This is a genomic window from Sphingopyxis sp. MC1 (assembly GCF_000371385.1).
GTDB lineage: Bacteria > Pseudomonadota > Alphaproteobacteria > Sphingomonadales > Sphingomonadaceae > Sphingopyxis > Sphingopyxis terrae.
In genome coordinates this window covers 1-12,943 of sequence record NZ_AOUN01000009.1, presented here as the reverse complement: position 1 = coordinate 12,943, position 12,943 = coordinate 1, and the positions used below count along the sequence as shown (strand labels likewise).

The 12,943-nt window shown below is 64.4% G+C and carries 5 protein-coding genes; 2 read left to right on the top strand and 3 right to left on the bottom strand.

What is annotated here, in order from left to right; all coding sequences use genetic code 11:
- Positions 1-224: 224 nt before the first annotated feature.
- Both EBMC1_RS12460 and EBMC1_RS12455 read left to right on the top strand, forming a co-directional pair.
- Positions 225-1,244, top strand: a complete 1,020-nt coding sequence (locus EBMC1_RS12460; protein WP_196795420.1) for a helix-turn-helix transcriptional regulator — start codon at positions 225-227, stop codon at positions 1,242-1,244.
- 274 nt (positions 1,245-1,518) lie between these two features.
- The gene (locus tag EBMC1_RS12455; RefSeq protein WP_003047282.1) at positions 1,519-7,149 is read left to right on the top strand and encodes an autotransporter domain-containing protein; all 5,631 of its coding nucleotides are present in this window, start codon (positions 1,519-1,521) and stop codon (positions 7,147-7,149) included.
- Between the two features lie 117 nt (positions 7,150-7,266).
- On the opposite strand, the gene EBMC1_RS12450 is transcribed toward EBMC1_RS12455, so the two are convergent.
- The 3 genes from EBMC1_RS12450 to EBMC1_RS12440 all read right to left on the bottom strand — a co-directional run bounded on the left by EBMC1_RS12450 (position 7,267) and on the right by EBMC1_RS12440 (position 12,483).
- A complete protein-coding gene (locus EBMC1_RS12450; RefSeq protein WP_196795419.1) occupies positions 7,267-9,168 on the bottom strand; it encodes an AsmA family protein in 1,902 nt (633 codons plus the stop codon).
- A gap of 166 nt (positions 9,169-9,334) precedes the next feature.
- Positions 9,335-11,149 carry a DUF885 domain-containing protein gene (locus EBMC1_RS12445; protein ID WP_003047277.1) on the bottom strand — a complete coding sequence of 605 codons (1,815 nt, stop codon included), beginning with the start codon at positions 11,147-11,149 and terminating at the stop codon, positions 9,335-9,337.
- 92 nt (positions 11,150-11,241) lie between these two features.
- Complete coding sequence (locus tag EBMC1_RS12440; protein ID WP_003047274.1) at positions 11,242-12,483, bottom strand: NAD(P)/FAD-dependent oxidoreductase; 1,242 nt, start codon at positions 12,481-12,483, stop codon at positions 11,242-11,244.
- Between the last annotated feature and the right edge of the window lie 460 nt (positions 12,484-12,943).

The following is a 12,943-nucleotide window of genomic DNA, read 5'->3' as shown; positions in this document are numbered from 1 at the left end:
CCGCGCTTTTAGGTAGACGTCCCCACGGCGGACTTCGACGGTCGGCGCGCAGGGCAATGATATCCGTATAAGGCAGGGGTCGGTTTTGAGCATGGGCTGCGCGCAGCGCGGTCAACTCGGGGTGATGAGGGCAGGGCATGGGGCAGCGTATCCCGCCGGATTGGGACGACATATTTCTTGAAGCAGCACTGGAACCCGCAAATTGGCTGGGGGCGCTCGACCGCATGGCGAGGCATACCGGATCCAGCCACGGACAGTTGATCGGCGTCGGTGGCGCTCGCGAGCGGCCTTTCAATATCGTTACCAATTTCGGCCCCGACATGATCGCGAAGGCGCAGAGCAACGATTGGTACGGCGAGACGACGAATTTTCGCATCGCCGTGTCGAACCAGCATGTTGCCAAAGGCCATTATGATCCGATCCTGCACGAAGCGCATTATGATGCCGCGGTCGAGACGCTCGAATCACGCGACTATGTCGACTGGTGCGAAGAGATCGGCATTCCCTTCGGCTGCCAGACCAATCTCGTCATCGACAACTTCGGCATTGTCGGGCTAGCGACGCTCCGCAATCGCGGCGATGGCCGCACCACCGACGATCAGCGCGGTATATTTGCGCAAGCGGCCGCCGCAGCCCGCCGCGCGGTGCGCTTGCAGGAAAAGCTCGAAGGCCAGCAGGCCCAACTGCTTGCCGGTGCTTTCGACGCAATTTCGGCGACCGCCTTCATACTCGATGCCCGGGGCAATTTGCTCGCGCATACGCTGGCGGCGGAGGCCTTGCTGCAAGCGGGAACGGTCCGGCAGGTCGGGTTGTCGATCGATGCCGGCGGCGCCCCCCATACGCTCCGTGCCTTGATCCAGGCGCTGATTGCCGAAGAGGGCGCGCGGCATGGCCGCACGATGCTGGCGACCGGAGATGCGGCGCCGTCGCTGATGATCGAGGGCTTTCGCCTTCCCGAGCGCGACTGGTCGCTGGGCAAGCGACCGCACGCGATTTTGGTCGTCAACCCGCCCCGGCGCGACCGCGCGGGCGTTACGCCCTTCCTCTCGACGCTCTACCGGCTCAGCCCGGCAGAGGCCGACATTGCGCTGCGCCTGTTCGAAGGAAAGACCCGCGCACAGATCAGCGACGAACGCGGCGTGACGGCTGAAACGCTGCGCGGACAGATCAAGCAAATCTATCAGAAATGCGGTGTCGACGGGGAGGCGGCACTAATGCGTTTGCTTGCACCGATTTTTGCTTAGGCACCCCCCGCGCGGGGGGTGACGCCAGGGTGCCGGCTAAATTACGGCATCCAATCAGGGACTAAGGGGTCGTTCGCCGGGTGCCGATTGCTGCGAGGCAATCCGCCCCGCGGGAACGGGCACCGGTAACCGGCCACTCGATGCGACCCCGAGTGGCCGGTTGCTCCCAAGGACAGGGGATCGTGACGGACATTGCGGACAAGGTCATCCGGGGCGCGAGGCGCCTTTCGGAAACCCTGCCGCTCGGGCTTGAAACTGAAGGGGTTTTCACATCATGTCGACCATTGCCAAATCGCGTCTGCTGACGACCAGCGCGATCGCCGGAATTTCAATCCTGCAACTGGGCGCTGCCGCCCATGCGCAGGAGCAGACCCCCGCTTTCGGCGTGCATGTGGACCAACCCGGGACGGTCGAGATCAATGTCGGCGAGGACGAGGAAATCGTTGGCAACGACATCGGTATCTACGCGGATAATGGCACGGTCATCGTCGACAATGCCGGGACGATCCGCGGGGACGGCTTCTCGCCGGCGGGGCTGGACAGCCGGGCAGCCGGTGGCATCGTCATCGCTCAGCCGGGGGCGTCGATCACCAACAGCGGGACGATCAGCGGCGCGGCAAACGGGATCGCCACGTCCTATTTCTTCAGCGAGGATGAAAATGGCGACAATCTGCCGCCGGCGGCGCTCGCCGCCGACACGGTCGTCGTCAACAGCGGTCTGATCAGCGGGGAAGGCGGAGCGGGCGTATCGCTCGTCGGCGGCGGCAGCGTCACCAACGATGGCATCATCCGCGGCGCCAATGGCGCGCCGGGCAGCGGGATCAACGGCATCGGCGTCGCGATCGCCGAATTTCCCGACCGGATCGCCGAGGGGGTTGAAGGCGTCGGATCGATCGTCAACAGCGAAGACGGGCTGATCGAAGGCCAGGCTATCGGCGCCGTCCTGCAGGGCGGCGGCACGATCGAGAACCAGGGCACGATCCGTGCCTATGGACAGTTCAATCCGGCGACGCCGGCAGCGCAGACGCCGATCGGCGTTGTCATGACTGCCACACCCGACCAGCAGGGACGGAGCGCGACGCTGACCAACGACGGGCTCGTCCAAGGGTTCATCGGCGTGGTCGCAACCGGGTCACTGGAGACGGTGACGATCGAGAATGAAGGTGCGATCATCGGGCAGGGGGTCGGTATCACCGGTCAATCGACCGGCGACCTGATCGTCAACAATGGCGAAGACGCACAGATCGTGGCGAGCGGCAATGCGATCGCCGCCAATACGAGCACGCTCACCGTCGACAATGCCGGGCTGATCCAGAGCCAGGTCGGCATCAACATAGCCTCAGCGAATGCGGTCATCGTCAACAGCGGCGGGATCGTCGGCGGCACCAACGCGATCACGACCGCGGCGCTGCAGACCGCGCCGAACATTTTCGTCAATACGGCCGTCAACGCCAGCGTGGTCAACAGCGGCTATATCACGGCGCAGAACGGCACGGGCGTCAGGTTCCAGGGCGGCGGATCGGTCGCCAACAGCGGGTCGATCAGCGGCACCGTCGACGGCGTCTATATCGCGATGCTTCCCGATCAGGATGCCGAAGACTTTTCGGCGACGGTTGCCAACGAAGCCGACGGCGAAGTGTCGGGGGGGCGGTTCGGCGTCAACCTGATGGCTGGCGGTTCGGTCGAGAATGACGGCAGCATCAGCGGCGGCTTTACCGGCGTCGTCGTCCAGAATGCGCTCGGCCTTGCCGATGTCGCGGGCAGTGTGACGAACAGTGGTTCGATCACCGGCACCAACGCTTTCGGGGTCGCCTTCGATGGGCTGGCCAGCGCGACGCTGACGAACAGCGGCACGATCACCGGCGGCGGCAACGATGGCGTCAACGTCAGTTATATGGCCGGTGGCCATACGATGATCGATAATCAGGACGGCGCGACGATCACCGGCGCGGCTTCGGGCATCCGCATCGATGATGGTACGGCAGAGATCGTCAACGCGGGCACGATCCGGGGCAACGGCAGCAGCAACGACCTCTATTTCTATCCCGACGCGGGCATCACCGTTACCGGCGGGGTAGCGACCATTACCAACAGCGGCACCATTTCGGGCAATCGTCTGGGCATTACGACCGCTCCCTATATGGATCCCTTCACGGGCGAATATAGCGGCGTCGCGGTCGACACGGCGGTCGTCAACAGCGGTACGATCATCGGCGACAATGACGATGGCGTCCGCCTGATCGGCGGTGGCAGTGTGACCAACAGCGGTACGATCGAAGGTCGCACCGAAGCCTTTGCCGACGGCATTTCGATGTTTGCCTATACCGATCAGCCGAACGAGGATTATGCGGCCAGCGTGACCAATCAGGACGGCGGTTCGATCGCCGGGCAGCGCTTCGGTATCATCCTGTCGGGGGGCGGTTCGGTCGATAATGCCGGCGAGATCGTCGGCGTCGCTGGCGGCGTGTTCATCCAGGGCACCGCGCTCAACAGCGCACCGGGCGAGGATCGCAGCGGGCTGACCGCCAGCGTCGTCAACAGCGGCCTGATCCACGGCACGGGCGACCTAGGCGGCAGCGGCGGCGACGGCTATGGCGTCGGCTTCGGCAGCGACATGTCGAGCGCCACGCTCGAAAACAGCGGTACGATCCTGAGTGACTTCGGTGCCGCGGTTTCGCAAGGATCGCGTGCCGACGTCACCGTCACCAATCTGGAAGGCGGAACGATCGAGGGCGCAACATCGGGCATATATTCCTTTGCGACCGGGACGCTCACGGTGGACAATGCCGGGACGATCCGCGGCAACGGCAGCTACGACGGCTTCGCCGCCGCGCCCGACGCCGGGATCACGATCACGACCGCAACGTCGAGCGTGACGAACAGCGGCACCATCTCGGGCGCGGGCGCAGGGATCACCACCGCCTATCAATTCGATGACGATATCGGCGATCTGGTCGGCATCGCGATCGGAACCACGGTCGAGAACAGCGGCACGATCAGCGGCGAATCGAACGATGGCGTCCGCCTGATCGGCGGCGGCACCGTAACCAACAGCGGTACCATTACCGGTGCGGGGGCTTCCTTTGCCGATGGCGTGTCGATGTACGCCTATGACGGGCAGGATGGTGAGAGCTTTGCGGCCAATGTCGTCAACAGCGCGAGCGGAACGATCGGTGGCGACCGGTTCGGTATCATCCTGTCGGGCGGCGGCACCGTCGACAATGCGGGCACGATCGCCGGCACCACCGGCGGCATCCTCATTCAGAGCGACCTTGCCGACACGCCCGGCCTGCTCGGCAATTTCATCAACAGCGGGGCCATCACCAGCTCCGATGGCGCGGCGATCATCGCTCATGTCCAGTCGAACGTCACCAATGCGGGCACGCTGAGTGGAGGGAATGGGGTCGCAATCCAGCTCGATGCATATGACGATGTGGTGACGCTGAAGACCGGGAGCGCCGTCGATGGCCTGATCGACGCGGGGGCGGGCGAAGACAATCTGGTGCTCGATGGCGACATCCTTGAACTGACCGAGGCGCAGCAACTGACGGCGGTATCGGGTTTCGAAGCGCTGACGGTCGCCGCGGGCTATTGGTCGACCAGCGGCATGGTCGGCGAATTCGGCAACGTCGTGATCGACGAAGGTGCTGCGTTGCAGGTCAATGAAGTGGTTGGCGAAGACGGCGCGGAATCGCCCATCCTGACCCCGGCAGTGACGACCAACGGCTTGCTCGTGCTCAACTTCGGCGACGATGAGACCGTCTCGAACCTTGACGAACTGACGATCAGCGGCAGCGGCAAGCTGCAGTTGATCGGCGATGCGGTCTTCACCGTCGATACCGATACGGTGGCGTACACCGGCGGGACGATCGTGTCGGACGGCGGCCTTGTCCTCACCGGCCTGCTTCAGGGCGATGTGAAGACCGAGGGCGACGGCTATTTCGAACTCGGCGCGGGCGGCACCGAAGGCAGCTTCGCGGGCGACATCGTCAACGACGGGCGTTTCGTTTTCAACCGTTCGGACGATTACGACTTCCTCGGCGCCTTTTCGGGTAGCGGCACGCTCGACAAGCTGGGCGACGGCACGCTGACCTTCATGGGTGACTATGGCTTCCAGGGCGTGACCAACATCTTTGGGGGCGCCGTGCGGATCGGCGGGACGATCGACCCCGGTACCGACTTCAATCTGGGCGAAGGCGGGTCGCTCGACATCACCGGAAAGGACCAGACGATCGGTGGCCTTGCTGGCGAGAGCGGCGCCCAAGTCGTGCTCGGCGACAATCAACTGACCGTCGATCAGGACGACAATAGCGAATTTGCCGGCACCATTTCGGGAAGCGGCGGCTTCGTCAAATCGGGTGACGGTACGCTCAACCTGTCGGGCGACAGCGACTATACCGGCCCGACGACCGTCGATGGCGGCAAGCTTGCCGTCAACGGTTCGATCGTCTCCGACGTCACCGTCAATGCCGGCGGCGCGCTGGGCGGCAACGGCAGCGTCGGCACGACGACGATCAATGGCGACGGCAAGTTGACGCCGGGCAACTCGATCGGGCGCCTTACCGTCAACGGCGATCTCAATTTCGCGGCCGGTTCGGTCTATGAGGTGGAGGTCAACGCCGCGGGTGCGGGTGACCGCGTCGATGCGACGGGCCTCGTCACCATCGACAGCGATGCGAGCGTCGCGGTGCTGGCGGAGGACGGCGACTATAACGGCCGCACCGACTATGTGATCCTGACGGGTGCGGGCGGGATCGACGGCACCTTCGGTTCGGTGACCAGCGACCTGGCCTTCCTCGATCCGCTGCTGCGTTACGGCGCCAATTCGGTGACGCTGTCGCTCTATCGCAACGACGTCGATTTCGCCGACGTGGCGATCGGGTTCAACCAGGCCAGCGTTGCTGCGGCGGTCCAGTCGCGCGGCATCGACGATCCGCTGTTCGAAGCGGTGGTCAACCAGAATGCGACCGGCGCGCAGGCCGCTTTCGGTGATCTCTCAGGCGAAATTCTTGCCAGCACGCTCAGCGGGCTGACCGACGATAGCCGGCACCTGCGCAACGCGTTGTACAGCATGTCGGGTCCGGCCGAGGCCGGCCTCTTCCTCTGGGGTTCGGCCTTTGGCGGCTGGGGCGACTTCGATGCCAAGGGAGGACGCTTTGGCATGGATACCGACCACAAGGGCTTCGTCACCGGCATCGGCTATGGCGGCAACGGCTTCGCGGCGGCAATCTCGGCAGGGATCGGCGACAGCGATTTCCGTCTCGGCGGCCGCAACGACCATGCACAGGCCGACAGCAAATATCTGGCCGCACATGTCAGCTATGGCACGGGCGAGGGCGTTCGCGCCTCCGCCGGCCTTGCCTATGGTTGGCACGATATCGACACCAGTCGTTCGATCAGCGTCGCGACGCTGGCGCAGACGCTGACGTCGAAGCGCGATGCGGACACGATGCAGCTCTTCGGCGAACTTGGTTATGACGTGCGGACGAGCAACCTTGCACTGACGCCCTTCTTCCGTCTTGCCCATGTCCGCACCAAGAGCGACGCCTTTGCCGAAGCCGGCGGCAATGCGGCGCTTTCGATCGCGGCGGCAAAGCAGGAAACGACCTTCGTCAGCCTGGGCGGCCGCGCACGGTTCAACATCGGTGAGGGCTTCCAGCCCTATGTGTCCGCCGCGTGGAACCGGGCTTCGGGCGACCGCGGTGCGCCGGTGTCCGCGGCCTTCACCACCGGGGGCGGCAGCTTCGCCCTGATCGGCACGCCGATCCCGAAGAATTCGGCCGAGATCGAAGCGGGCTTCGATTATAGCGCGGGCAATTTCCGGATCGGCGCCGCCTATAGCGGTACGCTGGCCGGCGATCGCAACACCCATGGCGCACGCGTGACCGCGCGGATTGCCTTCTGATCATTCTACCCCGATCAAAGGCAACATGCGGCTGGGGCCGGAGCAGGGTCAAAATGCTCCGGCCCCTTCGCCGTTTCGGCACGGCGCGGGGTGCGTTCCGAACGTGGGGGCAGGCCCCTAGCGCAGCGCTTCGGCGGCGAGCGCGCGGCAGTTGACCGTTCCCGGCTTGGGAAGCGGCGCATCGCGCTGCGGATCCTTGCGCAGACCGAGCGCCGCGCCGATCGACCGTGTCACCGCCCCGAACACCCCGCCGCCCGATTTCTTTCCGGGTGGCGCGAAATCGATGGTGGGCTGCGACAGCGTTCCCTCGACCTTCACCGGATCGACGAGCTTGAGATCGGGCTTCTCGCTTCCCGCGCCATTCATGGCCAGCGCGATGCGCTCACCATCGAGGTTTATCTGGCCGCGCCCGCGCGCCCGGGCGATGGCGGTGTCGATGACCAGCGGGGCGGGCGTCAGCAGCCCGTCCTTGGCCGCAAAGGCGAGGATTGCGCACCGGATCGGCGTCATGGCCTCGTCGTCCCCCAGTTTCTGCCCGATCGCTCCGCCAAGATCCTGCGCCATGACATAAGCGGCTGCGCGGTTCATCGCGCCGCCGCTCGCGACGAAGGCGATCTTCCCGTTTCCTGAAGCGAAGGCCTGGCGGACGGTGTCGCCGCGTCCCGAAATCCGAACCAGCCCGCGCACGGGACCGCGGATCATGTCGGGCTGGCCGATGAAATCGTCGAAGCTGGCTCCCTCGACACGCAATTCGGTGGTCAAAAGGGGAATCTTGCCGCGCGAATCGACCCTGACCCGGCCGGTCATGGTGCCGCGCCCGAGCTGTGCGACGGCCTTGTCGAGCGTCAGTATCCGGTGGTCGAGCGACAGCTGACCCTTAAGGCTTTTGAACACCGACCCTCCCTTTACGAGCAGTTGATGGATCGTGATGCGAATGACGCCGTCGGTAGGCCCCATTTTCGCTAGATTGATCCGCGTGTCTGGAAAGATGCGCGGGCCGATGCGCGCTTGCTGCGCGCGTGCGGCCGCAAGTCCGGCGTCGTCGGCCAGATCGTCGAAGTCCAGCCGGGGCGCATCGATGCTGGCGTCGATTCTGGTGCGACCGTCACGCTTCAGTATCTTCGCGGTGGCGGCAATCGTCGAACGACCGATGCGCCCGTCGAGCTTGTCGATAAACCAGTCGCTCCCGTCGCGGCGCACCGTGCCGACAAGGTCGATCGCCTGGGTGCCGAACAGCCCCGCCTCGATGATATAGTCGAGTTGCTTGAGGCTGGTACCGCGCGCCGCCATCCGCATGGTCATATGCCCGGTGTCGAGGGGGGCGGCCATCGTGCCCGAGGCGCGTAGCCGGAGCAGGTCCGACGTCAATTCGGCGGAAAAGGGCCAGCGGCCATTGGCGTCTGGGGTCCCACGAGCCGCCGCGCCAAGCTTCGCGGCGGCTCCGTTGAATTGCCCTTCGGCGGCAAACGCGAGGCCCTTGGCATCCTTGGCTTCGATCGTTCCGGCGATGTCGAGGCGGCGTTTGGCATCCTTCAGCGTGAAGCGGCCATCATTTATCCGAACGGTGCCGATGGCAGGCGGCGGCGAACTGTCCGAACCGCCGGGCCGACGGCCACCCCAATTTGTCCATCCGTCGGCATCGCGGACCAGCGCCAGCGACAGCCCGTCGATATCGATCGAGCGCGGCGCAATCGTGCCGGTCAAAAGCTTCAGGATGGGCAAGCGGATGCGCAGGCGCCCTATCGTCGCCATGTCGCCGTGTCCCGCCCAGGCGGGCTGTCCGACGCGGACGCTGCGAGCTTCTATCTCGGGCGAGAAAGAGAAAACATCCCTTCTCTCCAGCGCTCCGATATGAACGGGCGCGCCGAACTTTTCGCTCAGGCGCGCCTCGGCCGTCCCGCGCAGCATTCCCACCGGAAAGGTCGCGAGCAGCACAGCGGCAAGAAGAACCACTCCTGCGGCGACGACAAGGGCCATGCGCGCTTTGCGCGACAGGTGCGGCAGGGCGGGGCGGTTCACGCGGTTCGCTCGCAAGCGCGAACGGTCGGGGAGGATATCGAAAACATGCGTCTTCGATATGCGGGAGCGCGCGCAAGGTTCCTTGCGTGCCATTGATGGTCGTTCGCGGGCGCCGGCGCTGTTCCCCGCGCGCCGCGGTGAGGCGAGGCGCGTGGGAGAGGTGCGACTATTGCTTGTGCACGGCGATGTAGCGCTCGACCTGTTCTTCCAGGATGTCGAGCGGCAGCGCGCCTTCGCCCAGAACGGCCTCGTGAAAGTCGCGAATGTCGAAACGCGGGCCGAGTTCGGTTTCGGCGCGTTTGCGGAGTTCGGCGATCTTGAGCTGGCCGACCATGTAGCTCGTCGCCTGGCCCGGCCAGTTGAAATAGCGATCGACTTCGCGCGCAATGTCGGTGTCCGATACCGAGCTGTTGGCCTTGAAATAGGCGATGGCCTGTTCGCGCGTCCAGCGCTTCGAATGGATGCCGGTGTCCAGAACCAGCCGGATCGCGCGCCACACCTGAAGCGACAACATGCCGAAGCGGTCATAAGGCGTCTTGTAAACGCCCATCTCGTCTGCAAGCCGCTCCGAATAGAGGCCCCAGCCTTCCATATAGGCGCCATAGCCGCCGAATTTCCGGAATTTCGGTATGCCGGTCAGTTCCTGCTGGCGCGCGATCTGGAAATGATGGCCGGGCGCCCCTTCATGTGCGGCAATCCCGGCGACTTGCACCTTCTGCGTCTGGTTCATGTCGACAAGATTGACATAATAGATGCCCGGCCGCGTCCCGTCCGCCGACGGCGGGTTGTAGAAGGCCGTCGACGCCGTGCCCTCACGCCATTTTTCGACCGCCCGCACTTCGAGTGGCGCCTTGGGCAGGACGCGGAAATAGCGCGGGGCAGCCTCCATTACCGAGGCGATGACGGCGCGCGCATCGGCCAGATAGGTTTCGCGGCCCGCATCGGTATTCGGATATTTGAACTTGGGGTCGGTGCGGATGCTGTCGAAAAATTCGGCGAGCGTGCCTTTGAAGCCGACCTCGCGCATCACGGCTTCCATCTCTTTGTGAATAGCCGCGACTTGTGCGAGGCCAAGCGCGTGAATCTCGTCCGCGGTAAGATTTGTCGTCGTCGAACTCTTGAGGCGGTCCGCATAATAGGCCGCGCCGTCAGGAAGGTGCCAGGCACCGAAATTGCCTGTCGATTTGGGTTCGATCTCGTCGATCGCGGCGATCAATGTCTCGTAGCCATGTTTGAAGGGGCCGGTGAGGGCCGCGCTGGCATCCGCGAGCAGCTTTTCCTTCGTCGCCTCCGGCGCATCGAGCGCGCTGACCTTTTTGCGGAAGTCGGCCATGAGCGTCGAATCGCCGCCGCCGTCGAACGGGGCACCGGCAAGGATTTTGAGCGCATCAGCGCGGGCGGGAGCGAAATTGACCTTGTTGGGGATGATCCCCGCCGCCGCCTGGTCGCGCATTCGCGCCGCGACTTCGCGCATGACGCGGTTGGTGTCGCGCAGCCGTGCGATATAGGCTTCGGCGTCGGCCACGCTGTCGATCTTGTGATTGTTGATCAGCAGAACGGGGATGTCGCCCGCGGGGCTGCCATTGGTCGACACGGGAAAACGCAGCTTACGGAAGCGAAGCGATTCGCGGCCGCGCTCGACTTCATATTCGAACAGTCGATAGCTCACCCGCGCGCTTTCGCCGAGCTGGTCGGGCTTGAAGCGGGCGTGCATGGCCTTGAGCTGCGTTTCGGCCAGCGCCTGCTCCCGCAACGCCGCCGCATCGCTATAGTCATCGAGCCGGTCGTAGCTCGTTTTCAGCCCAAGCTGCGTTTGCGATTCCGGGCTGAGCGCCAAGCGCGCGTCGAAAGCCTGATCGAGAAATTGCAACAGCGCGGCATCCTGCGCTTGGGTCTGTGACGCGGTTTGGGCAAATGCCGGGGCGTTGGCGGCGAGCGGGACGACGGGCAGCAGCATCAGGGCAACGGCAAGGCGCATCATATTCTCCTGTTGAATGAGGGGCCTTGTTGCCCAAGGTTAGAGAAGGCGCAATTATATTTCCGTTGGTGGTAAAGCGGTGCGGGTGCGGGCGTTCAAAAAGACCGGTGGAAGCTGAACAGGTCGGCGTCGGGATCGCGATCGCCGCAAAGGGCGCTGCGCAGTATCTGCGCCGCCATCATCGAGAAAGTGATCCCGTTGCCGCCATAACCCATCGCCGCATAGCAATTGGGCATGCGCGGTATGCGTCCCACCGTCGGAATACCGAGCGGGCTGTTACCGAAGCTTCCGGCCCAGGCATAAGCGGGCGTGGGGTCTATCGCGGGAAGCAGCGCCCCGAGCTTGCGGGCGAGCGTTTTCGCCTTGTCCGCAATCTTCGCGTCGCGCGCCGGCGCATCCGAAATATCCTCGTCTTCCCCGCCGCAGATGACGCAGCCGTCAGGGGTCGTGCGAATGTAGAGATAGGGGTCGGACGCCTCCCATATCATGGCCGCGTCGCGCCAGATCCGCTGCGGTTGCGGACGCGTTGCGATCGACCAGGTCGACATAATGTAATTTCCCTTTTTCGGGATGCCTTTCAGCATCTCGTAGCCGGTTGCGAAAATGGCGTGCGCCGCGGTGATCGTGGCCCCGCCGTCGATCTGCAGTCGGACGCCGCTGTCGTCGCTATCCACGCCGATCACCTCGGCAGGCGCGTAGAGGCGCATCCCGTGCTGTTGTGCGACTTGCAGATAGGCCGCCGCCAGGCGCCGCGGATCGGCCGAATAATTGCCGTAGCCGACGATCGCGTGGCGCCTGCTGATCCCGTAGCGTCGCTCGACCTCAGCGGGGCCGATATATTCGACCTCGAAACCCGCTTTGCGCCGGACATTCGCTTCGACGGCGAGCGCGGCCGGGTCGAGAATATTGCCGTCAAGATACAGCGTCGAGCGCGTGGCAGCGCTGACAACGAGGCCGAGGCGTTCGGTTCGTTCGCGCAAGGCGTCGACCGCCAGCCGCGAGCGGCGCCAGATCCGCGTTGCGCGTTCCGTGCCGATCCGCCCGGCCATTTGCGAGAGGGGGAGATCGATCTCATATTGCAGCATCGCGGTCGACGCGGCGGTCGATCCTGCGGCGGGGCCGCGACGATCCACGACCACCACGTCGAGCCCGGCGTCGCTGAGCGTCTCTGCAATCAGCGCGCCCGATATGCCCGCGCCGACGATCACCACGTCGCAGCGCAGCGATCGCGCAAGCTCTTTGATTGCGAGCGGGAGGCGACGGTGGCGGAGCCAGATCGGGCGCCCCGTTCGCAGATCGCGATGCTGGGTGACCGAAGGCTCGGACACGCGGGTCATCGCGCCGCCGTCCCGAGTGGCGGGCCCTTCATGGGGAAGGCGACTGCCGAACGGCGGTTGACCAAGAGTCCGACCAAGGGAAGCGAGGGGTGCATAACCGTCGCATACTCGCGGCGTCGCGCGCTGGTTCCCGCGGGCGGGGCAATAGCGCGCAGCTGCGGCGAGCGCTTTGCGATATGGTTTTGCGGTAAATTTGGTCGGGACGAGAGGATTCGAGCCTCCGACCCCCACACCCCCAGACCGTATTTTCGGATGCTCGCGTTGCACCCGGATGCGCCCAAATACTGTTGATTTTACGGCGGTTTTCTGCCATTTTTATGGTGTCATCGACGTTGCGTCTGGTGCCCTTTTGTTCCGTCCTAATTCAGCAAGTTGCACCACCAGTGCACCACCAGATCGAAATTTGGACATGCGCGAGCGGTAAATCATGCAAACAGCTTTAACCCAAATGTGGAGTGGG

Coding starts and splice junctions, on each gene's coding strand:
- EBMC1_RS12460 (WP_196795420.1), top strand. CDS start 225: ATGGCGAGGCATACCGGATCCAGCCACGGACAGTTGATCGGCGTCGGT.
- EBMC1_RS12455 (WP_003047282.1), top strand. CDS start 1,519: ATGTCGACCATTGCCAAATCGCGTCTGCTGACGACCAGCGCGATCGCC.
- EBMC1_RS12445 (WP_003047277.1), bottom strand. CDS start 11,149: ATGATGCGCCTTGCCGTTGCCCTGATGCTGCTGCCCGTCGTCCCGCTC.
- EBMC1_RS12440 (WP_003047274.1), bottom strand. CDS start 12,483: ATGACCCGCGTGTCCGAGCCTTCGGTCACCCAGCATCGCGATCTGCGA.